This is a genomic window from Algoriphagus terrigena DSM 22685, assembly GCF_000429445.1.
GTDB lineage: Bacteria > Bacteroidota > Bacteroidia > Cytophagales > Cyclobacteriaceae > Algoriphagus > Algoriphagus terrigena.
This window is the reverse complement of record NZ_AUBW01000008.1, coordinates 15,086-40,318: the sequence shown is the minus strand read 5'-3', so window position 1 is coordinate 40,318 and position 25,233 is coordinate 15,086. Positions and strand designations below refer to the sequence as shown.

Annotated in this window: 21 protein-coding genes; 11 read left to right on the top strand and 10 right to left on the bottom strand. The window is 48.1% G+C overall.

The features are described from left to right. Positions 1 to 108: 108 nt before the first annotated feature. Both G459_RS0108490 and G459_RS0108485 read left to right on the top strand, forming a co-directional pair. Positions 109 to 1,782 carry a PQQ-dependent sugar dehydrogenase gene (locus G459_RS0108490; RefSeq protein ID WP_026967267.1) on the top strand — a complete coding sequence of 558 codons (1,674 nt, stop codon included), beginning with the start codon at positions 109 to 111 and terminating at the stop codon, positions 1,780 to 1,782. A gap of 12 nt (positions 1,783 to 1,794) precedes the next feature. Further along, complete coding sequence (locus tag G459_RS0108485; RefSeq protein WP_026967266.1) at positions 1,795 to 2,157, top strand: hypothetical protein; 363 nt, start codon at positions 1,795 to 1,797, stop codon at positions 2,155 to 2,157. Positions 2,158 to 2,191: 34 nt separating this feature from the next. Here the strand turns inward: G459_RS0108485 and glgP are convergent, their stop codons facing one another. From glgP to G459_RS0108455, 5 genes are all read right to left on the bottom strand, one after another. Next, the gene (gene glgP, locus G459_RS0108480) at positions 2,192 to 3,847 is read right to left on the bottom strand and encodes an alpha-glucan family phosphorylase (RefSeq protein ID WP_026967265.1); all 1,656 of its coding nucleotides are present in this window, start codon (positions 3,845 to 3,847) and stop codon (positions 2,192 to 2,194) included. 310 nt (positions 3,848 to 4,157) lie between these two features. Next, on the bottom strand, positions 4,158 to 5,165 hold the full coding sequence (locus G459_RS0108475; protein ID WP_026967264.1) for a c-type cytochrome: 1,008 nt from the start codon (positions 5,163 to 5,165) through the stop codon (positions 4,158 to 4,160). 37 nt (positions 5,166 to 5,202) lie between these two features. Beyond that, positions 5,203 to 5,721, bottom strand: coding sequence for a nuclear transport factor 2 family protein (locus tag G459_RS0108470; RefSeq protein WP_026967263.1), 519 nt, complete (start codon positions 5,719 to 5,721; stop codon positions 5,203 to 5,205). Between the two features lie 470 nt (positions 5,722 to 6,191). Next, a complete protein-coding gene (locus G459_RS0108465; RefSeq protein WP_026967262.1) occupies positions 6,192 to 7,508 on the bottom strand; it encodes a DUF418 domain-containing protein in 1,317 nt (438 codons plus the stop codon). A gap of 393 nt (positions 7,509 to 7,901) precedes the next feature. Beyond that, complete coding sequence (locus G459_RS0108455; RefSeq protein WP_026967260.1) at positions 7,902 to 8,204, bottom strand: DUF4286 family protein; 303 nt, start codon at positions 8,202 to 8,204, stop codon at positions 7,902 to 7,904. 96 nt (positions 8,205 to 8,300) lie between these two features. On the opposite strand from G459_RS0108455, the gene G459_RS0108450 reads away from it, so the two are divergent. The 3 genes from G459_RS0108450 to G459_RS0108440 all read left to right on the top strand — a co-directional run bounded on the left by G459_RS0108450 (position 8,301) and on the right by G459_RS0108440 (position 10,010). Then, positions 8,301 to 8,966 (top strand): carotenoid biosynthesis protein, encoded by a 666-nt coding sequence (locus tag G459_RS0108450; RefSeq protein ID WP_026967259.1) that lies wholly within the window; start codon positions 8,301 to 8,303, stop codon positions 8,964 to 8,966. A 40-nt stretch (positions 8,967 to 9,006) separates the two neighbouring features. After that, a complete protein-coding gene (locus tag G459_RS0108445; protein WP_026967258.1) occupies positions 9,007 to 9,447 on the top strand; it encodes a sterol desaturase family protein in 441 nt (146 codons plus the stop codon). A gap of 92 nt (positions 9,448 to 9,539) precedes the next feature. Then, positions 9,540 to 10,010: a hypothetical protein gene (locus G459_RS0108440; RefSeq protein WP_026967257.1), complete on the top strand. Its 471-nt coding sequence runs from the start codon at positions 9,540 to 9,542 to the stop codon at positions 10,008 to 10,010. Between the two features lie 165 nt (positions 10,011 to 10,175). Here the strand turns inward: G459_RS0108440 and G459_RS0108435 are convergent, their stop codons facing one another. The 5 genes from G459_RS0108435 to G459_RS0108415 all read right to left on the bottom strand — a co-directional run bounded on the left by G459_RS0108435 (position 10,176) and on the right by G459_RS0108415 (position 19,135). Further along, positions 10,176 to 12,788, bottom strand: a complete 2,613-nt coding sequence (locus G459_RS0108435; RefSeq protein ID WP_084454428.1) for an ABC transporter permease — start codon at positions 12,786 to 12,788, stop codon at positions 10,176 to 10,178. 1 nt (position 12,789) lies between these two features. Further along, on the bottom strand, positions 12,790 to 15,381 hold the full coding sequence (locus tag G459_RS0108430) for an ABC transporter permease (protein ID WP_245588147.1): 2,592 nt from the start codon (positions 15,379 to 15,381) through the stop codon (positions 12,790 to 12,792). Positions 15,382 to 15,384: 3 nt separating this feature from the next. Continuing rightward, positions 15,385 to 15,729, bottom strand: a complete 345-nt coding sequence (locus G459_RS27095; RefSeq protein ID WP_035455466.1) for a PadR family transcriptional regulator — start codon at positions 15,727 to 15,729, stop codon at positions 15,385 to 15,387. Between the two features lie 397 nt (positions 15,730 to 16,126). Further along, positions 16,127 to 18,745, bottom strand: a complete 2,619-nt coding sequence (locus G459_RS0108420) for an ABC transporter permease (RefSeq protein ID WP_245588146.1) — start codon at positions 18,743 to 18,745, stop codon at positions 16,127 to 16,129. Positions 18,746 to 18,790: 45 nt separating this feature from the next. Then, positions 18,791 to 19,135 carry a PadR family transcriptional regulator gene (locus tag G459_RS0108415; protein ID WP_026967253.1) on the bottom strand — a complete coding sequence of 115 codons (345 nt, stop codon included), beginning with the start codon at positions 19,133 to 19,135 and terminating at the stop codon, positions 18,791 to 18,793. 442 nt (positions 19,136 to 19,577) lie between these two features. On the opposite strand from G459_RS0108415, the gene G459_RS0108410 reads away from it, so the two are divergent. The 6 genes from G459_RS0108410 (at position 19,578) to G459_RS0108385 (ending at position 25,216) form a co-directional block, all read left to right on the top strand. Then, positions 19,578 to 20,468, top strand: a complete 891-nt coding sequence (locus G459_RS0108410; RefSeq protein ID WP_026967252.1) for a MerR family transcriptional regulator — start codon at positions 19,578 to 19,580, stop codon at positions 20,466 to 20,468. 325 nt (positions 20,469 to 20,793) lie between these two features. Then, positions 20,794 to 21,306, top strand: coding sequence for an RNA polymerase sigma factor (locus tag G459_RS0108405; RefSeq protein ID WP_026967251.1), 513 nt, complete (start codon positions 20,794 to 20,796; stop codon positions 21,304 to 21,306). A gap of 4 nt (positions 21,307 to 21,310) precedes the next feature. Then, positions 21,311 to 22,795, top strand: coding sequence for a phytoene desaturase family protein (locus tag G459_RS0108400; RefSeq protein ID WP_026967250.1), 1,485 nt, complete (start codon positions 21,311 to 21,313; stop codon positions 22,793 to 22,795). A gap of 20 nt (positions 22,796 to 22,815) precedes the next feature. After that, positions 22,816 to 23,658: a phytoene/squalene synthase family protein gene (locus tag G459_RS0108395; protein WP_026967249.1), complete on the top strand. Its 843-nt coding sequence runs from the start codon at positions 22,816 to 22,818 to the stop codon at positions 23,656 to 23,658. Next, positions 23,658 to 24,374, top strand: coding sequence for a lycopene cyclase domain-containing protein (locus G459_RS0108390; protein ID WP_026967248.1), 717 nt, complete (start codon positions 23,658 to 23,660; stop codon positions 24,372 to 24,374). The genes G459_RS0108395 and G459_RS0108390 overlap by 1 nt, the downstream gene beginning before the upstream one ends. Then, positions 24,371 to 25,216, top strand: a complete 846-nt coding sequence (locus G459_RS0108385) for a 4-hydroxy-3-methylbut-2-enyl diphosphate reductase (RefSeq protein WP_026967247.1) — start codon at positions 24,371 to 24,373, stop codon at positions 25,214 to 25,216. The genes G459_RS0108390 and G459_RS0108385 overlap by 4 nt, the downstream gene beginning before the upstream one ends. The last annotated feature ends 17 nt before the right edge of the window (positions 25,217 to 25,233 follow it).

Below are 25,233 nucleotides of genomic sequence, written 5' to 3'. Positions count from 1 at the left end.
CGGACGTCACCTCATAGAGCTGTTGTTGGATCGCACGGAAGGCAAAAAAGCCCGAAAGAATTTGTTTTGTGGTTTTTCTAACAGGTGGAAAATCCCAAATTAGTAGCGATGAAAAACGCCCTGTTTCTTGTATTGGCCACCAGCCTTTTAATTTTCTCTTGCAATTCCGAAAAAAGCGAATTTGGATCTGAAATCTCCACCGACACCGAACAGATCGCCAAGGGCAAGCAGCTATTTGAGCAAAACTGCTCGTCTTGCCACAATTTCCTACAGACCACCATTGGCCCGAACCTCAGCGGACTGACCCGCTCCGTGGACTCCCGTTGGATTAGCGAGTTTGTGAAGCACCCAATTGAAGTCATTGACGGGGGTGACGAGCGGGGCGCCGCGCTATTTGCAAAATTCAAGATCTACATGCCGGGATTTCCCCAGCTGAAAGAAGACGATTTGGACGCCATCCTCAGCTACCTTCATACCTACACGACATTGCCGGATACCACTTCGCTGGCCGGCCTGGCAAATCCCATCGTAGATTCCGTCTCCGATTCGGGCATCCGGCTTGATTTGGAATTTGTGATGCAGATTCCTCCATCCGACACCGTCCCCCCACTTGCCAAGATCACCAAGCTGGAATCAGAACCGGCCACCGGTCGCACGTTTCTTAACGATCAGCGGGGTGTCCTGTATGAGTTTAAGGGCAATAAGTACCACGAGTATCTGCCGATTCGTGATTTGATGCCAAATATCCTCTTCAAACCGGGTTTGGCTACGGGGTTGGGCAGCTATGCCTTCCATCCGGAGTTTGCGGAAAATGGGATTTTCTACACGGGCCATAGCGAAAAGGGAAATGCCGCTCCGGCGGACTACGCCTATCCGGATTCGGTAAAAGTCTTTCTCCAATGGGTTCTTACTGAGTGGAAAGCCAATGATCCAATGGCCGGGAAGTTTGAAGGCACAAGCCGCGAACTGCTCCGGATCAACTTTGTGACCCAGATTCACGGCATGCAGGAAGTCACATTTAATCCGAATGCGAAGAAAGGAGATCCAGACTACAGCATGCTCTACATTGGCATCGGAGACGGCGGGTCTGCCGAAAGCGGCTTCGCCTACATTTGCGATCATCAGGGGCGGGACATCTGGAGCAGCATCCTTCGGATCGACCCTGCTGGCCGCAACAGCAAAAACGGGAAGTATGGGATCCCATCGGACAATCCCTTTGTGGGTCAGGCTGGAAAAGCCCAGGAAGTCTTTGCCTATGGCTTCCGAAATCCCAACAGGATTTTGTGGGATCTTCAGGGGAGGCTTTTGGCCTCAGACATCGGACACAAGAATGTGGAGGAACTTAACCTCATCGAATCTGGCAAATTTTACGGATGGCCAAACCGGGAGGGAACCTTTGTGATCGATCCTTACAAGGATATGGACCAGGTATTTGCCTTGCCTGCAGACGACGCCAAGCTTGGTGTTACCTACCCCTTCCTTCAGCTGGATCATGACGAGATTGCGGCGATTATCGCTGGATATTTCGTTCAAAAAGGCACACATAAAGGAAAATTACTCTTCGGAGACGTACCTTCAGGTAGGTTGATGATCGCGGATCTGACGGATCATCAGAATATCAAAGTCGAGTCGTGGAAAGTTCGCTATCAGGGCAAGGAGATGGATCTGAAAGAACTCTGCGGGAATAATAGAGTCGATCTTAAATTTGGACAGGACAAGAGCGGACAGCTTTACCTCATGACCAAGGCTGACGGGAAGGTCTATAAGATTAAAGGAACCTAAATTTTTATCCCTATGGAAAAACACCAAAAAGAATTGTTTTATCTCATCAGCCGAGAGGGATCTCCATTGACGAAGGAGATCCTCTGCGCGAATCTCTGGTGTATTTTTAGAAGTCCGGGAGAAGAAATCCCTTGGTATTTTTTCCATGAAAGCGGAAAGGGCGTCTATTTCAACCTGATAGAGGAGACTGAATTTGATTGGGAGATGGCAGAAGAGGGAAAGCTGACGATGGAGAGTGAGGGATCAGCCATTACATTCGAAGGGAGACACTACAGAGAGATTTTTGTGGGCCTGTTTCATTTCGAACTCCAGAAGACGCTGCTTTTGTTTGACTCGGAGGGTGCCAAAGAGCAGATGCGGGTCTTTTCCAACTAAAAGCAAAAGCCCGCAGAAGCGGGCTTTTGACAATCTATTTGTAGAGTTTTTGGTAGTACTCATCTGCCATGCGGTTGCTTTCGAATTCCTGGCGCACGTCGTGCATGCCAGCTTGGACGATGTCTCTCCACTTGCGCTTGTTACCATAATAGGTCGGCAGGATTTCGTTTTTCAGGATTTCATAGAGATGATCCAGATCCTGACTGTCCTGATCCTGAATGCTTAGGGTATGATAGTCTGCCTGAGGTACGATGAAGGAGTTTTCACCATGCTTCGCAAACTCGCAAATCCAGCCGTCATCGGTACTGAAGTTGACCGATCCGTTCATGGAAGCAGTCATGCCGCTGGTGCCGGATGCTTCCCTGGGTACCCGGGGATTGTTGAGCCAGACGTCTGAGGCCTGCTTGAGCCGCTTGCTCAGGGCCAGTTCATAATCCACACAGACAGCCACATTCTTAAACCGCTTGCTCAGGTGGACCAAGGAATTGAAGACGCTGATCGCACCGTAGTCCATCGGGTACGGTTTTCCGGCCCAGATGATTTGCACAGGATGCTCCGTGTTGTCCATCAATTGTTGAAATCTTGTCAAATCCTGCGCGATCAGATCGGGACGCTTATACGCCGCAAATCTTCTTGCCCACACAATCGTCAGCACATCTGGATCGAGTAGTTTACCAGTCTGGTCGGCGACTATTTCAAAGGCTCGTTTCTTCAGGAAGCGTTTTCGATCGTCAAAGGCGTCGTTGTTTGCCTCTTCCATGAAGCGATAGAGCTGCTTATCCGACCAATATTTCCAGTTTTGGGCGTTGGTGATGGACTGGATTTCAGGAATGTCAGGATAGCCACCCCACATCTTGCGACTGACCTCTCCGTGCAGTTTGCTCACGCCGTTAGCTTCTCGGGCAAATCGTAGAGCCGACAAACTGTGGTTGAAAACGGAACCATCCATTCCCGTTAGTTTCTGCACTTCAGAGATGGAATGGCCATAGAAAAAGCTCATTTTGTCCAGAAGATAGTAGTCATGCTTTTCATTGCCTGCTTCTTCCGGGGTATGAGTAGTGAAGACGAGATGCTTTTTAACCTCTTCCTTGCTTCCGAATTTTTTCATCAGGTAGAAAATGCCACTTCCGGCATGAGCTTCATTTAGATGATAGACTTCCGGGTTGAAATTCAACTGATCGACAAGCATCGTCCCGCCAATCCCCAAGATCATCATTTGGGCGATCTTGGCAGCGGTATCGGCGTCGTAGAGCCGGTGTGTGATCGTCTGGCTGATGTAATCATTTTCCGGAACGTCGGTGCTCAGGAGAAACAGCGGCGCACTCTTGAAAGTGTCTGGCGGAAGATACCAAACTTTGACCCAGACGGGCTGATTGTGTACCGGGACCTGAAACTTGATGCCCGTGTCTTCTAAGAAGCTGTAGGTTTTTTCATACCACTCGGGTTTTAAGGTTTGGTCCTGATTTCTGCCTTGATCGTAGTACCCGTATTCCCATAGGATACCAATGCCGATCAGGTTTTGTTTGAGCTCATAGGCGCTGCGCAAGTGGGATCCGGATAGAAACCCCAGGCCGCCGCTGTAGATTTTCAGGGGCTGGTGGATGGCAAATTCCATCGAGAAATAGGCTACCGATTTGGAATATTCGGGCGCAAGATCAAAGGGAACTTTGAAATTTTTGAAGTCGGTCATGTCAAGGGGGTTAATGGAACGTGATTGCCTAAGAACTGGCGGTTTTTGGGCGATGGAATTCTAATCTATAGAAAAATAATTCTTTCTGATAAGGTAAGAAAATGAACGGCCCCAAAAAAAGGACTTGGAAGCATTTTTTGGAATCGAGGTAAAAACTACAGCCAAACCGGTAAATCCCCCTATAAATCGAAAGCGAACTACCCGAAGCAACTTTTCGAAGAGAAAAGGGAAAATCTAAAACAATGATCCGGAGAAATAAAAAAGGGAGACCATGAATCCATGATCTCCCCGCTCGACTTGAATCATTCAATCACTCGCTTGGCTTGAACATCAAAGGATTGTTATCTTTTTTGACTGGGGACAGACTGTGTAGATACAGATACAAAGCTTCCAAGTCCTCATCCGAAAGTCTCGAAAAAGGTCCCCAATGCATGGGAGAAACCTTAATCTGTCGGCCTTGTCGAAAGCGCGCTTTCCATTCCTCCAAAGTTTTGAATTTCGAGAGTGCGCTTCCGGGGTCTGGGGTGAGATTTGGAGTTCGTAGCCAGATCTCGGGATCTTCTCCGATTGATTTGTTGAACTCGGGATCGGGTTCGAACTCCATGCCACCGGCATACTCGGGGCCAGTGGCCTCAAATGTCATCGGATCGCGTTGGGTATGGCAGCCGACGCAATTGGCAACCGACCGCGCGAGGTATTCGCCCCGTTCGATCGTGGGAAGCATTGGAGGAGCGGATTTCGGTGGAGTCGGATTTTGAATGGGCTGAAACGAAGACACGAACACGCGGATGGCCTTGCCTAAAAAAGACCATTCTGCCGGGTTGATCTCGTTTTCAATCGGTTCCATACTTCTCAAATAAGAGACCACAGCTACCAAGTCCTCGTCTGCCATATTCCAAAATGGCATCAAAAGCGATATCGAAGCAATCCCGCTCGGTCTCACAGCGTGTCGCATCATCCGAAAGACTTGCCCGTCAGAATATCTGCCGATTCCGGTGGTCGGGTCAGGAGTCAGATTGGGGACATAGAGGACAGCCAACGGCCCTAAATGGAAGGGAGCACCACCCTTGAGCGGAACCGGCTCTCCCGCGTCCGCTGCAATCATATCCGGAATACTCGACACGTGGCAGTTGGAGCAGTGGGCAGGGCCGTGGACGAGGTACTTGCCGCGCGCGATGACGGTCGAATCAGTGCTTGTCTTTAGATCCGGATAGGGAATGTCGTATTGCTTGTCCCACATCATCAGGATGTATAAGCACAAGCCCAATCCGAGGGTAAGGATCGAAGCGATGACGATTAGGAATAGTTTCTTGATCATGGCGATTTAGTGCCTAAGTTCAGGAAGCGTCGAGTCGCTACTGAGGAATCGAGTCTGCCGGTGCCATCTCCGCTGCTTCAAGCTCCATAAAAGCTGCCATGATCTCCGAATTGTCCCAATAGCCAAAATCCTTGACGATTTTCCCGTCCACAAACTGGAAGGTCTCATGCATTGGGACCACGAATTTTTGCCCAGTGGCTTTCATAGTTCCCTGCCATTCTCCCCAGACGTTCACCCAGGTTTCACCCTTGTCGGTGACGACCATCTCGATCCCATCGTCGTCAAACTCGATGGAATACTCAGAAAAATCGGCGATTTCCATCGTCTGCTTGGAAAGTATCTCGTCGAATGTCGCAGGCTTGGATTCGGGAGCATTATAGAAGATTTCGGCGTTTTCAGCATAGAAAGAGCGCTGCGATTCCAGTTCGCCAGACTCATAGGCTGCAAATAGCGCTTTAACCGCGTCGATCTCCGGTGATTGTTGAGTGTATCTTTGAGTTTGTTGGCAGGCCGTCAGGGCCAAGGCCATCAGTAGAACATAAATGGGCTTTTTCATAGAATTGGTTGGATTGTTGGTGAGAAAAGGGAATGGGACTCGAGGGAAAGTTTAAAAGCAGCAATAGCCCGCTCCTGTGTCATGTACGTGGACGGTAATGCTTGTTAAGACAATTGCCACAAAGGACAATTCCCCGTCAGAAGCTCGCTAGCTTCATTTCAGGGACTGATTCGCGATCGACCTCACTAGAAGACCAATGAGTAATTGAGAGTGTAAGACTTGGCGCTGGTATGCTAAAAATAGGTGGCAGAGTATGCGGTACTGGAATATTTGGTATCGGAATCTAGATAGAATAATTGGATAATACGGGGATCGATCCAAATGAATTTTTTGCTCAAAATACTGATTTATAGATACCTGAGCTCATTTTTCAGTTGATCCTTCGAATGGAAATTGGGATAATACAAAATCGCTGGGATCGGATGTTTTCTGATGCCGCTAGACGAGAGACATTCTTTGAAAGCTCAGATCTATTCCGGCTGCGGGCCGCCTTTTCTCAGCGCGTGAACTTTGCGATAGCTCAGATTTCTCCAGATCCACTCCATCGGCCCGTAGTGAAAATACCGGAGCCAGATCGGACTGGCGATGAATTGGAAGATCCAGATCGAAAATACCACATACAGCAACTGATAGCGCTGTAGCTCGCCAAAAAGACCAAAACCCACTCCGGTGAATACCACCATACAGATCACTGAATGCATCATGTAATTGGTTAAGGCCATCTTTCCGACGGCAGCGAGTCCGGCTTTTAGCCAACCAAAAAACCGGGACTTGCAGAACAGCATAATAAGGCCGATATGGCCCATCGCGACAAAGAACCTCCCCCAGTAATAGCTGACGTTGGATTCCGCGAAGGAGAGCAGCGAGAAGTTGTCATCCAGGACCAGCCGCAGTTCATAGTAGTTGATCGCAATCCCGATAGGATAGCCGATTCCCGCCATCAGCAAATAAAAGGACGTGGGCTTTTCTCCAGTCAAGACCCCCCGCTTGAAGAGCGCGATGCCGATCAGCATCATACTCAGCACATCCCACACGTCGTTTCGATACGGCCAGTTGACGTCAAAATCATAGTTTACGGGAGCGAGGTGTGCGACGACTGAAAAGTAACCCTTTCGCATTTCCGCATTTTCCTCCTCGATCGCTTCGGGAGCGCGCCTTTCCTCCCTTTTATCCCAGGCCTCTTTTGCTTTTTCTAATTCTTTGGTCAGCTCTTTACCTGCCGCCAGATCAACTTTTGCCGCTTCTACCTCCCCCATCCATTTCTTGGCATCCCTGTAATCGTAATAATTCCACGCAGTGCCTATCATGAAAAGCACCAGCGCGATCGCGATCAATTTCTTGGGAGCCATCAGTCGAAACGAATAAACCAAGAATCCCATCAACGCATACTGATACAAGATCTCGCCAACCCAAAGAAGGAGATAGCCATGGATCAAGCCAAATACCAGCAGCCAGGTGATTCGGCGGAAATACACGTCGGCGGCCTTGATACCAGCGCCCTTCTCGACCAAGCGGTCTAGAAAAATGAACATGCCAACACCAAAAAGCAGCGAGAACAGGGCCCTCATCGTCCCCTCGAAGAACATGTTGGTGATAATCCAGGTGTACAGATTCAAGCCGGTGGCTCCACCGGAGACCGTCGGATCTTCGTAGGCATGGGCGAGACCGAATCCGTTGATGTTCATCAAGAGGATGCCAAACAGCACGATCCCACGCATCACATCGAGGGAAAGGATTCGATCAGCTTGTCTGATCGGGACTAATTCTGGATTGGAGGTTTGTTCCATGGGGAGGATTGGGTTGGTGGATGGGATCTAGGACTCAAAAAGGCGGGTAGGCGGGAAAAAGCAATAGAATGCCGTTGGGACGAGATCGGTCCGGGTCGCGTAATGGAGCTCGGCTCCAAGACCTATCCATCCAAGGGGAGAGTTCGGCTGGCAAACGGGGGTAAACAGGCATCGGTTATCGGAGATGAGAGTTCAATCCTGACTTCAAAACCGGGTTTGGTTGCCAGCTTTCCTCCTAAAATAGCTAAAAATCAGCAGGTTTTAACTTTCCAAAAAGCATTTTAGTGGGGGAGAAAAGCAGTCGCGCTAAAGTTGGCGATTACCCCCACTTCGAATCGTAGAAGAATAAAAAAATGATTGAGAGAGATGTGCCTCCGCAGCTCGTCGAATGGCTCAGATCGATTCCAACAGCGTTCTGAAAGCGATTGCTTTGTCTCCGAATTTCCCTTGAGTTTTGGAGCGGAGTCCAGCGGCGTGCTCCTTCTCATAGGCCATCATGTCCTCTATGCTCTCGGCGAAGTATTGGACACAAAGATTGGAAGAGCCATCTTCGCTGTCATGCAGAAGTCTGAAAAACTTGTGCTCGTGAAATTTACCTGTACCCAAAACTTCCGGAATATGGATTTCTTTCATCCAGGAGATAAAGTCCTGTTCGATGTCTGGTGACACGTTGAAGGTGATATTGTAAAGGATCATAAGCGGAGCGCGCGGTTTTGGTTACTTTTGCTGCCAACAAAAACGGGTGCCCAAAGTTAAGCATCCCAAATCGAAACTTCGACTGCTATTCGTTTTATGCATAAATATGTTCCCTCCCGTGGAGAGCCCCGCGTTTCTAGAGAATTGATCGGCAAGATCCTGGTCGTCGCATTTTATCTGGTAGGGGTGATCGGCTTGAGTCTGCCTGAGTATCGGGATTTATTCTTGAAGCTGGTTCCTGCACAGCTGCTGGTTTCCCTTTTTCTCGTCCTATTCTTTCATAGGGGCTGGAGCGACGCCTTTCCCATCTTTGCGGCAGCGGCATTCTGGATCGGATTTGGTTCTGAGTTGATCGGTATCCATACCGGCTACCTGTATGGAGACTATGTCTATGGACCGACTTTGGGGCCAAAGCTTTGGGATATCCCCATTATCATCGGAGTCAATTGGTTTATCCTCAGCTACCTCACAGGAACTGTGTTCCGCAAGATCCCCAACGACTACTATGCGGCATTTTTGGGAGCCTTGGCCATGACGGCGCTGGATTACATCATGGAGCCGGTAGCTGTGGCGTTGGAGTTTTGGGTTTGGAAGTTTGATATCATCCCTCCGGGAAATTACGCCGGGTGGTTTGGGGTATCTTTCCTGATCCATCTGATTTATCGCAAAGCGAATTTCGAAAAGTCCAATCCCATAGCGGCCTTGATGCTGATGGCAATGATCTTGTTTTTTGCGATATTGAATTTCACGCTGAAGGTTTAGGGAACGTAACAAAACCTGCCGGATGGGAGTTGTTTGAATAATGATGAAGGCGATAGCTTTTTTACTTCTTGGTTTTGCCGCGATGGAACTTGCCGGCTGGGCTATTCACAAGTACCTGATGCACGGGCCCCTTTGGGCGATCCACAAGACGCATCATCAGCCTTCAAAGTCCTTTTTTGAGCTCAACGACCTGTTTTCCCTTGTTTTTGGAAGCGTTGCGGTGATCTTGATTTTCCTGGGAGTGGATGGGTTTGATTATCGCTTTTGGCTCGGCGTGGGAATCAGCCTGTATGGAATGCTGTATTTCATCCTGCATGATGTGTGGGTTCACCGAAGACTGAAATGGTTTGGAAAACCGCGGAATATCCTTCTAAAGGGGATTTTCAAAGCCCATCAGGCGCATCACAGAACTAACCAAAGAGACGATGCTGAGTCCTTCGGCCTGTTTTTCGTCCCCAAAAAATTCTTTAAGGAAAGGTAATCGATTGCTTGGGCAGTCGGGGAGTCTTCTAACGGTCTACCTATCAGCAGATTCGGGTTTTTGATCCGCGACTCGATCCGCGCATCAGTGACGTGCTGGAGCGTCACGATAAGTTGAGAAGAGGGCTCTCGGTCGAGATCGTTTCTGCGGAGAAAAATGGAAATGACATCAAGACCACCCTCAGACTCAAAAACCTCGATCCCATTTCTTACTACCACCTCGATCCTGACAAGATGGGCACGGGACTTTTTCACTATTTCACGAACGGTCTGACCTTTTACAATCCTGAAATCCCCGATTACGTCTATGACCGAACAGCAATTGAGAGCCCAGATCCTTGGAACTATTGGACAAATGACTGGCTCGCGGAGATTGCCGGAAATCAAACCAAGGAATGGGAGTTTACCTATCGTCTCGGAGCTGTGCCGGAGGGAAAAGATCTGAATTTCTCCTTTGACTTTCCGTCACCGTATCTCGCAATCACCAGCCGATCCGCCCTTGATCTCGACGGCGGAAGAGTCTGGCTAGGCTCGGTGGAGGATACCAAAAAGGTGCGGTTTTAGCGTACGATTTTCCGACAAAAGAGCCGGAGATTCCAAGCCTGCAGAAGCTAGCTTGAAATCTCCGGCTACATTTAGGCGCTCTTGCCATCCAACGACCAAAAAGCGCGGCCACCGGAGAGGCTTGATCGCTAGCGCCTGACCAGTCCAATGCGAATCTGGCGCGACTTACTCAGTTTTCAAACTCCGTACAGGATTGACATAGGCCACGCGAAGTACCTGATAGCCCACAGTCAAGACAGCGATCACCAAAGAACTGCCTATGGCCACGACAAAGGTCCATGCGTCCAGTGTGATCTTGAATTCAAAATCCTGCAGCCATCCGCTCATAAACCACCAGCCAATTGGCGCTGCAATCAGAAACGCAATCAGGATCAGGCGCACAAACTCCTGTCCAAACAGCCAGATGATGTGCGGAACTCCCCCGCCCAATACTTTGCGGATGCCAACCTCCTTGGTCTTTTGTGAAATCATAAAGGAAATCAATCCATAAAGACCTAGACAACCAATGAAAATGGCGATGAAGGAAAAGAACTGAATGCCTTTGAGTAAAGTATCCTCAGCTTCATAAAACCTGGCGATATCTTCATCTAAAAAGGAATACTCAAACATCTTGTCGGGATATTGTTCTTCCCAAAGTGCTTGAATTTCCTCCATAGTAGCTTTCACCGAATTACCATTGATCTTGATCGCAAAATTGGAATACATGCCACTCGCAGTGGTGATCAAAGCAGCAGAAATCGGCTCGTGCAAGGATCTGTCGTGAAAATTGCGCACCACACCGACGACTTGACCTTTCATTGTCCCTCCGTTGGCATAGACCGTTTCGCCCAAAGCCTCCTCGTAGGAGGTGATACCCAGACTTTGAAGCATGGCTTCGTTGACGACGACTTCACGAACGGTATCAGAAGGCGTGAGATTCCTGCCAGCCAGTAGTTCGAGATCAAAAGTGGAGATGTAATCCGCATCTGCCAGTTTCATATTGGTGAGGAAATTCACTTCCTCCGGATCCGTCCCAAACCGGATGGAATTGTTCCAGGAGTCATCAGAGGACGGAGCTTGATAGCAGAGAGACACTTTTTCTATTCCTGGCAGGCGCAAAAACTCATTTTTCAACACATTCATCGTGTTCAGAGAATCGCCTCCGAGCTTCACCATCACAATGGATGACTTGTCAAAACCAAGATCTGCCTGTTTGGCAAACCGCATCTGATTCATGATCACAATCACACCAATGACCAATACCTGGGAGATGGCAAACTGGGTAACGATCAGAGAACGTCGGGTATTGAAGCCGCCCAATTGCTGGAAGGAAAGCTTCCCTTTCAGTGCAGCTACTGGTTTGAACCCAGTCAAAATAAAGGCCGGATAACAACCTGCCAAAAGCGTAATCAAGATATCCAGTCCTAAGATAAACAGGACCAAAGTGCTGTCTGCAAGGAAATTGACAGGTATCTGAGTGCTGAAGAAGTCATTGATATAGGGCACCAAAGCATATCCCGCCAACACTGCCACCAGGATACTGATCGTCGCTATGATCGCCGTTTCAGCGATAAACTGCCAGAAAAGCTGTCCACGGAAACTGCCCAACACCTTCCTCACTCCCACTTCTTTGGACCGTTTGAGTGCCTGAGCGGTCGCTAAATTGACAAAGTTCACGCAGGCTGTGAGCAACAAAAAGATCCCAATTGCAATCAGAATTCCGATGTCCGACTTCTCCATTGCCCCACCATATTTACCATCGAAATGGATGTCTGACAGTGCCTGCATTTTGTAGTGATGGACATTTTTACTGGTTGGCCGAAACTGTTTCACATAAGGCTGCATGGCTTCTTCCACCTCGGCAGAACTTACATCTGGTCGAAATAGCACATAGCAAGACATCCCGGACATGATTCCTCCCCAAGCCTCATCACTGGCCAGCCAGGGATTGAAATCTTTCATCGTGACATAGGAAACAAAGATCTCCGGCTTGATATCCGTATTGGAAGGAAGATCCTCCAAAACTCCGGTAATCCTGAAAGGCAAAAAATTGTCATAAGTGATCACCTGACCGATGGGGTTTTGGTCGCCAAAATATTTCTCAGCCAGCCTTTCGGTGAGAATGGCGGTATTGGGTTCAGTCAGCGAAGTTTCGATGGATCCTTTGGAAAGCGGGAAATTGAAAATCTCAAAAAAAGCTGGCTCAGCAAAAGCAAAACCATCCGGCTCCTTGATCAGCTGCTTTTCCCCATTCCGCTCAAAAGAAATCACAGCATTAGATTCATGAAACATCCTCGCGACCTTTTCCCCATAGGTATGATTGTCTCTCAAAACTGCCCCCAAGGGTGAAGGGACATTATTGGTAAATGAAACCGTTTCCCGGTGTTGCTCGGTGACGACGCGGTAGATTCTGTCTTTGTTTTGATGAAAATCGTCAAAGCTCAGATGATGCTTCACCAGCACAAAGATCACGATGCAGCAGGTGATGCTGAGTGCCAGTCCGGCAATATTGATCCCCGCATATTCCTTGTTTCTCAGGAGGGTTCTCCAGCCGATTTTAAAATAACTTTTATACATACCGTAATTGTTTAAGTTCTGATAAGGTTTTCTCGGTCTTATAATTCCCGGGCGAAAGAGCAGCAGCACATCGAGGATGAATTTCCAATCTGCTTTGCGTTTTCCGGATTCTTTGACTCGTCTGTCATAGACTTCCATCAGGTCGCCTTCGATGTAGTCACGCATCCTGGGATGGCAGTACCATCGGAAGAATCGGTGGGGGAGTTTTGGGGGATGGGGCATCTTACTCTGATTTCAGGCTACGGACTGGATTTGAAAGTGCCGCCTTGACTGTCTGGAAGCTCACCGTCAACAGCGTGATCACCACTGCTCCAAAGATCACCGCAGCGAATATCTGCCATGACATGGTCGTTTTGTATTCAAACTGCAGGAGCCAGTTGTCCATGAACCAAAATGCAATTGGAATGGAGATGCTGCAGGAGATGACCACCAAAAGCACAAATTCTCTGGACAACATCCCCCAGAGATTGAGTATAGATGCTCCGAGCACCTTTCGGATACCCAGTTCCTTGGTACGCTGCTCTGCCACGAACGAGGCAAGCCCAAACAAACCGAGGCATGAAATGAAGATTGCCAGCACGGCAAAGAAAGCAGCCAATGTCCCGATACTCTCCTCAGTGGCGTATTTCCGGGCATACACGTCGTCCACGAAGTTGTATTGAAATGGCGCGTTGGGATTATATTTAGTGAATATCGCGTCCATTTTCGCGAGCGATTCGCTGGTGGAAGCTTCCGCATTTAGCCTCATCAGAATCACTCCCTTCCATCCATCGGTGAAAAACATCGTGGGTTCGATGGGCGCATACGGAGACTGAGTGACCATATCTTCGGTGATACCCACGATCGTGTACTGCTTTCCTCCGAATGTGATTGGTTCGCCGAGGGGATTTTGCAACCCCATGATCTTAATAGCAGTCTCATTGAAAATAACAGCTGCCGAATCAGCGTGGGAATCAGCCAGGAAGTCGCGCCCGTCTACAATTTCCCATCCGAGCGTTTGTCCAAACTCTGGAGTGACGTTGACATTTCTGAAGTTTACAGAGAGCTCAGGATCCTTCCCTGGCCATTCCAGACCATTATTACTGCTGAAGTGTGCGGGAGAATAGGATGATTTTGACATGTGGGCAACGACTCCAGCCCGAAGCAATTCATCTTTGACCACCTCGTAATGCCTGTCCAGATCGGGGGTATTGATGTTGACTGTCACCAGGCCTTCTCTCGAATAACCCGACACCCTGCTTTTGGCATGCTCAATCTGTCGAAACACGATGATCGCAGCTATAATCAACGTGATGGAAACGGTAAACTGAATGACCACAAGGACATTGCGTGGAAGCTGGGCAAAACGGCCGACTCGAAAGGTGCCTTTAAGGACGGAGATGGGTTTGAAGGCAGAGAGATAAAAGGCAGGATAACTTCCGGAAACTATTCCGGTAATCAGGACAAAGCCCAACAGCATCCCCCAGAATTCGGGACTATTCCAGGGTATCTGCATTTGCTTTTCGGCCATGGCGTTGAAAAAAGGAAGAGCAAGGCGAGTCACGCAAAGGGAAAGCACAAAAGCCAGCAACGCGACTACCATCGATTCGCAGAGAAACTGCGTAATCAACTGCTGGCGAATCGATCCGATTGCCTTACGAATCCCGACTTCCTTGGCTCGCTTTTCACTCCGGGCAGTGGACAGGTTCATGAAATTGATGCAGGCCAGCAGCAGGACGAAGGCTCCGATGGTACCAAATAGCCAGATAAACTCGATTCTTCCACCGGCTGCCTTCCCATTTTCAAACTCGTCATACAGATGGAGCTTATCGAGCGGATGAAGCAGGATCTCCTCCTTGATCTTGGTAATGTGTGGGGTAGGAACGTTCTTGACCTTTTCGCTGAGAGCCGTGACATCGCCCGCTTTTTCGCTTAGCAAAACAAACAACTCACAAGAGTGGTTGCTCCAGCTGGTCTGTCGGTTATTTCTATTCGCCTGATTATCCCAAGGCAAAAGCAGGTTTGTGGAGTAGAAGGTGGTGTTCTTTGGGAAATCCTCGAACACACCGGCAACCGTCATGTCTAACTCGTTGTCTATGCGAATGGCTTGGTTTATTGGATCTGCCTCACCAAAGATCGCCTTGGCGACCGAGGCGGAAATAAAAACGGAAGAAGGGTCTTTCAGCGCCTGTCGGCTGCCGCTTAGCATCGTAAGCGTGAACATCTCGGGAAAATCACGCTGAACCCACCTTCCCTGAGCCGATAGCTTCTTGTCTTCAAAGATCACCACCCGGTCACTATTCCAGGAGATGAGCGACAATCTTTCAAAGTCATCGGGGTAAAGCGTCCTGAGCGCATCTTCCAATGGCGTGGCGATGGTTCCGTCCGTGGAGGTCTCGGTTTGGTCCGTCTGATTGAGCATAACTTTGGCCAGCCGGTCGTGGTCTTCAAAATAGGAGTCGAAAGATACTTCGTCCCAGATCCACAATCCGATCAACATCGCCACAGCCATTCCCATAGCCAATCCGCCGACATTGATCAGCGAGAAACCTTTGTCACGGAGAAGGTTTCTCCAGCCGATTTTAAAATAGCTTTTATACATACCATAGGTGTTTAAATCTTGATAGGGTCTTCGTGGTCTGATAATCCCCGGCCGGAAGAGCAGCAGCACATCTAGAATAAACTTCCAGTCAGCTTTGCGCTTCCCCGATTCTTTTACCCTTCTGTCATACACTTCCATCAGGTCGCCTTCGATGTAATCCCGCATCCTGGGATGGCAGTACCAGCGGAAGAAGAGGAGGAAGACGCCCGGTGGAGAAGCAGCTTCTTTTTTCATGGACTAGATACCTGCTAGATTAGCCTGCCAAAGTGTTTTTGGAATCGCGCTCCAGAGCTCATCCCGGGTGTCTTTGGCATGTTGCATGGCTTTCTTGCCAAGTGCTGTGATTTCGAAATACCGCCTCGGTCTGCCTGCCCGCTCTTCGGTGGACTCGCCGGAGTGGGATTTTAGGTACCCTTTTTCCTCCAGCCTGTTCAGCGCAGTGTGAAGTGCACCCATGCTGACTGTCCGCGAAAGCCGCAGTTCGATCTCGTCTTTGATTCCTACGCTGTAGGCTGATTGGTTGAGAATCCCGACGGTCAGGATCACGATCTCTTCAAATTCACCTAGTTGAAAGTCTTTCATATCATTGTAAATTTTTTCAGCGGTTCTATAGACTGTCCCGTCCGCTTCGGCGGATCGGGAAAATCTTCGTATTACTGATAATCATCCCATTGTGTGTTGCCAGCAACTTGCTCGATTTCACGGCAAAATAATATTATCTAATTGTAGGAATAAGTGTGCCACAACAAACAAGGCCTATTCCGGTAAGAATAGGCCCTTTTTGTCAGTTGACTTGTGCGATCCCGAACAAAAACGGGCGGTGAAGGACAATGTTAAAAAGCTGATATGGTTAGGGACAAATCAATCGATGCCGCTCTGAATTGAAGAGCTACCCGTTTCGAAGCTACTACCCCTCAAATTCAGAAGGCAAAACCAGCGAAAGAAGCGGAGAGGGAGATGGGGAGGAGTGGTTTTCATATCATTCTGATCTCAGACTCCTCACCGGATTCATTAGGGCAGCTTTTAAGGATTGATAGCTAATAGTCATTAATGTGATCAATACTGCGCCAAAACCTGTGACAGCGAAAATCCACCATGAAATTGATGTTCGATACTCATAGTTTTCCAACCAGCTACTCAGATAGTGATAAGCGATCGGAATAGAAATCAAACTTGAGATGACCACAAGCAATACAAAATCTTTGGACAACATGCTCCATAAATTGGCTACAGAAGCCCCCATTACTTTTCTGATTCCAATTTCTTTTGTCCGTTGTTCTGCGATGAATGATGCCAATCCAAAAAGTCCGAGACAGCTGATCAGCATGGCAAGTGCAGCAAAGGCCGAGGTCAGTTTGGCAATCCGCCTTTCGTTGTCGAATTTTTTGCCATAATCCTGATCTACAAAGGAGTATTCAAAGGCATTGGAAGGATCATATTTTTTGAACACAGTTTCAATCTTACTTAAAGCTTCGGTTGCGCTTACATCCGGATTAATCTTAACATGCGCCAGATTCACCCGCTTATAGTTGAGAAAGAAAAGCATTTGCTTGACAGGAGAATAAGGAGACTGTGTGATCATATCTTTGACAACACCTATTATTTTATATTCTCCATTATTTCCCCACTTGAGTGATTTGCCGACGGGATCCTCCATGCCAAGGTATTTCGCTGCTGATTCATTGATGATAAAAGCCATCGAGTCAGACGCAAAATCCCTTGAAAAGTCCCTACCATCCAGAATCTGCCAATCAATCATTTCTCCAAATTCATGGGTTACACGAAGCGTAGCAAATTCTTCTGCCATACCATGATCTTTGCCTTCCCAAGTAAAGCCGCCATTTGTCACATTCGTTGCTGTCAATGGGGAGTCTGTCAGCGCCACTTCCTTAACTGCACCTGAGTTTTGCAGATCATTTCTGAAGGCATCGAAATGATCCCGTATGCCATCTGCTCTGATAGGAGCCGAAATCACTCCAATATTATCGTATCCGATGGGGCGGTTTTTGGTAAACTGAATTTGTTTGAAAACAATCAAGGTACCAATAATGAGCGTGATCGAAACTGTAAACTGAGCCACTACCAGAATCTTCCGAGGAACTGCCGAAAAACGACCTGCTTTAAATGCACCTTTCAAAACCCTGGCAGGATGAAATGATGAGATATAAAATGCCGGGAAACTTCCAGCGATCATTCCGGTAAGGATGGTAAACGCAAGACCAATCATCCAGAAATACGGATTCGACCATAACAGGTCAATTTGCTTTCCCGAAACCTCGTTGAACCAGGGCAAAGCCAGTTGGGCAAGGACAAGTGAAAGGAATAATGACAGGACCACCACCATCATGGATTCTGTAAAAAACTGATTGATCAATTGAATCCTGATCGATCCGAGTGTCTTTCGGATGCCAACTTCCTTGGCTCTTTTTTCAGAACGGGCAGTGTTGAGGTTGATAAAGTTGATGCAGGCTAGCAACAAAACAAATACGCCCACCAACCCAAACAACCAAACATATTGGATTCCACCACCAACAGAAACCCCATTTTTAAAATCAGAATATAAATGCCAACGGCTCATGGGATGGAGGAAAATTTCAGGTTTAAACCGGTCATCATCATCACCCGCGGCCACCACAGCATTCAATTTCACATCTTTGATTTTGAGAGAGACCTGATCCATGTCGGCATTGTCTTCAATTTGGGCTAAGGATTGAAACCAACTGTTACCCCAGCCTGTTCTTTCTTCCAGATTTTCACTTGATACATACAGTTCCCAAGGGGCTATAAACGTAAGGTCATGAAAACTTGAGTTTCTGGGTAAGTCTTCATATACCCCAGTCACCATTACTTCCAATTTGTCATCCATCTGAATGGCTTGTCCAAGAGGTGCTAAATCACCAAAAATGGCCTTTGCTGCGGATTCGGAAAGTAAAATGGAAGAGGGATCTTTGAGGCCATCACGGGTTCCGGACAACATTTTGAGCGTCAACATTTCTGTTACCTCAGGCTCCATATATCTCCCGGATTTCCTTACATCTTGCTCATTGAATGTAAGTTTGTGGGTACCGTTCCAGGAGCTCATGATCACATGCTTGAAATCACTTCCATAGTGGTTTCGGAGTTCTGGAGCAATCTGCCTAGCCTGACTCGACCAGGTTTCTACCTCCCCGTTGAAAGTCTGGTTTTGTAAAACCTCTGCAATTTTGTCATAGTTTTCAAAATTCTTGTTGAAGGTTAATTCATCATGAACCCACAAGGCAATAAGGATTGCTGCAGTTAGCCCAACAGCAAGACCGCCTATGTTGATGGCAGAATAGCCTTTGTTTTTCACCAGATTTCTCCAACCGATTTTAAAATAACTCTTATACATACCGATATTGTTTACAGGTTGATATCCTTCCATTTGTCTGATAATCCCCGGTCGGAAAAGCAGCAACACATCCTTTGCAAACTTCCAATCCGCTTTTCTTTTTCCCATCTCTTGCACTCTTTCCCCATACAGCTCCATTAGATCGCCCTCAATAGAATCCCTCAGATCCCGATGGCAAAACCAGCGAAAGAAGCGGAGAGGGACACGGGGAGGAGTATGTTTTATCATGTTTTAGTGATGGGCAGGATCAGGTAGGCACTGCAGGCAGCTTTCTCAGATTCCGGACGATTTGATGTCCCAGGCCATATTCGGGATAGCCTTCCAAAGTTCCTCTCTGGTGGTTTTGGAATACTCCAGCGCCCGTTTGCCTAGGGCGGTGATTTGGAAATATTTCTTCGGCCTTCCCGCCCGCTCCTCGGTGGATTCGCCTTCTCGGGATCTCAGATAGCCTTTTTCTTCCAATCGTTTGAGCGCCGTTTGCAGGGCGCCGACGCTGACACCCCGAGACAGGCGGCCTTCGATTTCCTTTTTGATGGATACGCCATAGGCTTCGTCATACAGGACTCCCACAGTGAGCATTACGACCTCTTCAAATTCTCCCAGTTGATACTTTTTCATCAGTGGATAATATTTTCCTATTTGTAGTAATTAGTGTGCCAAAAAAAAGAGACTTAAATGGACTGAACTGACGGGATATCTGCTGAAAAAATGTTCGGAACAGAACAGTCTTGTCCGCACATGGGAAAAGTGATGTCTGTTTTTTTCCCCACGCAAGACGTTGGGTTGGAAACTCTTACTCTGGGGACATTTCCATCGTTTAGCCGAAATGAGTGCTCTCATTCATCTGAAAATCCGTGAAAGGCGCATGTTACATCTGCGAAAAATTTTGTCCCGGGTAATTCAAAAAAATAGATTTGAACATTTCAACCGGATTTTGGTTGATTCGCTACACTGACGGGCTTTAATTAAAGCACTTCAGTCGCACATCGAACCGGAGGAAGTAAAGCTGTATCTTTCGGGCTGTTTTTGGCCCAAAAACTATTTTTAAACACAAAAACCATTGAGCACATATTCGATCAAGAATCTGGAACAGCTGTCCGGCATCAAGGCGCATACCCTGCGGATTTGGGAGCAACGCTATCACTTGCTCAACCCCAAGCGGACGGATACCAATATCCGCTATTACGACAATGAGGATCTGAAGCTCATATTGAACGTCGCGCTGTTGAATGAAAATGGCTTCAAGATCAGTAAGATTGCGGCGCTGCGTCCCGAGGAGATCCGCGCCGAGGTGCTTCGGGTGACGGACGAATCGGAGGCGCTGGATGACCAGATTTACGCGCTTACTCTTTGTCTGATCAATATGGATGAGTATCGCTTTGAGGAGATTATCTCATCTCAGATCCGCAGGTATGGATTTGAGCGGACGATGTTTGAATTGATCTATCCCTTCATGTCCAGAATTGGAGTGCTTTGGCAGACGGGTGCCATCGCGCCGGCTCAAGAGCATTTTATCTCCAATCTGGTCAGACAAAAGTTGATAGTAGCGATCGATGGACTGGCAAAACCAAGCGATGGGAGGACTTTTCTGCTCTTCCTGCCCGAGGGGGAACTGCATGAGATTTCGCTGCTCTTTTCGAACTACTTGATCAAAGCCAGCGGACATCGTGTGGTCTACCTTGGTCAGAGTACTCCCAGCGCTGACCTCCTTTCTGTCTATCGCCTTCATCAGCCGGACTATTTGTTGACTGTCGTGACTTCGTCGCCCTCAGCAGAACACGTACAAGACTATATTAACGCACTTTCCGCGAAGTTTCCAGCCGCCCAGATTCTGATGTCTGGCTATCAGGTGATCGGCAGAGAGCTTCATTTCCCTAAAAACGTCCGTGTGATGCGTGACTTCGCTGACTTCCGAAAGATCCTGGCTGAAATAAGCGCCGTTGGTATTTGATGACAGCTGGAGGCCAAGATTAGAGGTATCTTTGATGCTCTCCGGCAACGGCAATAACTTTTTACTCTCAACTATTTCGCTCCTTGCCGACAGCGCTGCTCTGGGCGGCAGCTATTCGGTATAGCCATTAAAGCTTCTGTTTTAATTATTTTTTTAAGGTTATAATCCGAAGAACTCATTCGATTTCTCCCCTATTGATCGTTTTTACGCCTTTTTTGACATGCCCATCAAGCTTCTATACCACCTTGGTATTTAAGTTTTTGCAAACCGGGTTTGGTTTTTTGTTTAATCTTTCCTAACTTTCGTTAAACAAAACAAGTCCACTATGACAACTCTGGAATTTAGCTACTCCCTCAACAAGGCGTCAAGTTCGCTGAAACCCTTTGCTTTGAAACTCACCAAAGATGTGGACGATGCCAATGACCTGCTTCAGGACACATTCCTCAAGGCTTTCTCCAACAAGGACAAGTTTGCTGAAGGCACTAACCTTAAGGCGTGGCTCTATACTATTATGAAAAACACCTTTTTCACCAATTACCAGCGGATGGTGAGAAGGGGGACATTTGTCGACAAGACAGATAACCTGCACTACCTCAATTCAGGCGATGCCCTGATCGAAAATGAGGTATTTGGCAGCTTTACGCTGACGGATATTCGTGCAGCGATCGAGCGGTTGGATGAAGGGTACAAAGTTCCTTTTGAGATGTATTTCCGAGGATTCAAGTATCAAGAGATCGCTGATACGCTCCAGATTCCGATTGGAACTGTGAAAAATCGAATTCATATTGCCCGTAAACTACTCAAGGAGAGCTTGATGGTCTACATGCATAACAACTGATCCCATGCCGCAAACACACGTGGTGGTGATTGGGTCTGGTTTTGCCGGACTCTCCGCAGCTACACACCTCGCAGCCCGAGGTACTTGCTCAGTTACACTGTTGGAAAAAAACGATTCCCCCGGCGGCCGGGCCAGGAAGTTCGAGACGGGCGGATTTACCTTTGACATGGGTCCAAGCTGGTATTGGATGCCGGATGTGTTTGAGCAGTATTTTGCACATTTTGGGAAAAAACCCTCCGACTATTACGAGCTGATCCGTTTGGATCCTTCCTATTCCGTGATTTTCGGAGAAAAAGAAGTGATGGATATCCCCGCGGACCTGAGGGATTTCAAAGCAATGCTGGAACAGATCGAACCCGGTGCTGGAGCGCAGTTGGATCGATTTCTTGCGCAGGCCAAGTACAAATACGAGGTAGGTATCCATGATCTGGTGAATCGTCCCAGTCGTTCATTACTTGAATTTGCTTCGCCCGGCTTGCTAGTCGATATGATCCGAATGGACGTCTTCCAGTCCATGTCTAAGCACCTGCGAAAGTTCTTTTCTCATAACAAAATCATCCGTCTTATGGAGTTTCCTGTGCTGTTTCTCGGAGAAACGGCCGAGAATATTCCCGCGCTCTACAGCCTGATGAACTACGCAGATATTGCGCTGGGCACTTGGTATCCTATGAAAGGGATGCACGAGATCATCCGCGCGATGGTCAGCCTAGCCGAAGAAAAAGGAGTCGAGATCCGCTGTTCGGCAGAGGTGGAGGCGATCGAGGTGACATCGGGAGAGGCGAAGCAGATCCGCCTAACATCCGGCGAAATCATCCACGCCGATGTGGTCATCGCGGGAGCAGACTACCACCACGTCGACCGGCATCTGCTCGATCCAAGATACAGCAACTACTCGGAAGACTATTGGGATAAGCGCGTCCTGGCGCCATCCAGCCTACTTTTTTACCTGGGAGTAAACAAAAAGCTGAAAAACCTTCGGCACCACAATCTGTTCTTTGACGAGCCGCTGGGTCCGCATGCAGATGCGATCTACAAAAACCCGAGATGGCCCGAGAAGCCGCTTTTCTATACTTGTGTCCCGTCTATCACTGATCCTACTGTGGCGCCGGAAGGGATGGAGAACCTGTTTTTGCTCATTCCTTTGGCGCCAAATCTGGAAGATTCGGAGACCCTACGGGAAAAATATTACCATATTATCATGGATCGCCTGGAGAAAATCACCGGACAGGAAATCCGGCCGCATGTGATCTACAAAAGATCCTATGCGCACACTGATTTCAAGTCGGACTATCATGCGTTCAAGGGAAATGCCTACGGCTTGGCCAATACGCTGCTCCAAACTGCAGTCCTAAAGCCAAGTCTAAAAAACAAAAAGGTAAGAAATTTGTTTTACACCGGTCAGCTGACCGTGCCAGGTCCCGGGGTCCCGCCATCGCTGATCTCCGGAGAAGTGGTGGCGGGGGAAGTGATCAAAGAATACAATTTGTAGACATTTAGTATATTATAACAATGGACTCTATAGCGCTTTTTGACCAAACTTCTCTGGAGTGTAGCCGGCTGATCACGCAGCGGTACAGCACCAGCTTCACGTTGGGGATCAAGACGATGGACAAAAAGTTTCACATGCCCATCTATGCGATCTATGGTTTTGTCCGATATGCCGATGAAATCGTAGACACGTTTCATGATAAAGACAAGAAAGAACTCTTAGCCCGATTTAGAACTGACACATACTTGGCTTTAGAGAGTGGAGTATCGCTAAACCCGGTACTCCATGCCTTTCAGCTCGTGGTCAACCGCTACCAGATCGACTCGGCGCTTATCGAGGCGTTTCTGCATAGCATGGCAATGGATTTGGATTTCCAGACCTACAGCGATTCACGCTATTCCGAATACATCTACGGCTCCGCAGAGGTAGTCGGGCTGATGTGTCTCAAGGTTTTCTGCGAAGGTGACGCCGAGGCGTACGAGCGCCTTCGCATTCCGGCCTGCAAGCTGGGATCTGCCTTTCAAAAAGTAAATTTTCTCCGGGATATAAAAAGTGACTATGAGGAGCGCGGCCGAGTCTATTTCCCCGGCGTAGACTATCTCCGGTTTGACAACGCGATGAAAGGGGAGATTGAAGCAGACATCCAAAAAGACTTCAACGATTCGTTGATCGGTATCGACAATTTGCCCGCTGGAGCAAAATTTGGCGTTCGGATCGCCTATCGCTACTACCAGAAACTATTCGACAAAATCAAAGGAATGCCGGCTGACACCCTCACCAAGAGACGGGTCAGAATCCCCAATTCCCAGAAACTGTCCCTTTTTGTCGGGATGTATTTCGAAACAAAACTCGGAATGCTCTGATGGAAAAATACCTCTATTCAGGAGTTTTGCTCTTTGCACTTTCGTTCCCGCTTGCCCGGTCTTTTGAGCATCGGGTCCGCTATGCGTCGCAGTGGTATGCGCTTTTTCCTGCTTTACTTTTGTCAGCATTGATCTTTTTGGTTTGGGATTACTGGTTTACCGAGATCGGCGTTTGGGAATTCAATCCGAGATACGTCTTGGGGGCTTTCATCTATGGTCTTCCGATCGAGGAGATCCTGTTCTTTTTTGTCATTCCATTTGCCTGCATATTCATCTATGAAGTACTGCGATACTTTTTCCCCAAAGACATCTTTCGGCCTTTTGCAAAGCCGACTGTCTACGTGATGGTTCCCTTCCTCCTGGGATTTGGACTGCTTCATTTAGACCAGTTGTACACTTCGTTCAATTTTCTGTTGGGAGCATTGGTGCTGCTGGGTCATTTTCTCATTTTCAACGATCGCTTTCTGGGTAGATTCTTGTTCACCTATCTGGTTCATTTGATCCCCTTCATCCTGTGCAATGGCATTCTTACCGGAGGACTGACCGAAGAGCCTGTCGTGATCTACAACGACGCCGAAAATCTGGGAATCCGGATCTGGACGGTGCCGGTCGAGGATTTGGTCTATTCGATGTCTTTGTTGCTACTGAATGTCAGCATCTTCGAAAAGATCCGCAGCCAAAAACAATTGCGAACCTCTGGAGTTGATAGTATATGAAAGGTCTCCAAGTACATATTGACACGCATTCCGGATTTTGCTTTGGTGTGGTCTATGCCGTCGAGATGGCCGAAGAGATCCTGGACGAGCAGGGTCATCTCTACTGTCTCGGCGATATCGTGCACAACGACGAGGAAGTCGCGCGACTCGCCAGAAGAGGCCTTAAAATCATCGATCACGGCGACTTATATGGATTGAGAGACGAAAAAGTCCTGATCCGCGCTCACGGAGAGCCGCCTGCTACCTACGAGTTGGCGTTGAAAAACAACCTGACCCTGATCGATGCCAGCTGTCCGGTGGTGCTCAAACTGCAAAACCGGATCAAAAGCTCTTTTGACAAAAAGGAAACTATCTACATCTACGGCAAACACGGGCATGCGGAAGTCATTGGCCTGCTGGGTCAGACTGGCAACAAGGCGGTGGTATTCCAGGACATATCAGAACTGGACCTTGACAGTCTTCCGAGAAACCTCACGCTCTACAGCCAGACTACCAAAAGCACTGATAAGTTTTACGAAATCAACGAAACGCTACGAAAAAACGGGATCACTGTCAACACCAATGACACAATCTGTCGACAGGTATCTAATCGCGACAAGGACCTGCGTGAATTCGTCAGAAAGTATGACAAGATCGTGTTTGTTGCGGGCTCCAAATCCTCCAACGGCAAGGTGCTCTTCAAAGCCTGCCAAGAGAGCAATCCGAATACATACTTTGTTTCTAATCCAGAGCAGGTAGATCCAAGTTGGTTTGGGCAAGATGAATCTGTAGGAATCTGCGGTGCCACCTCCACTCCCATGTGGCTGATGGAGCAGGTGAAAGAACGCATCCTGACCCTTTGATCAAGCGTACTACTCTT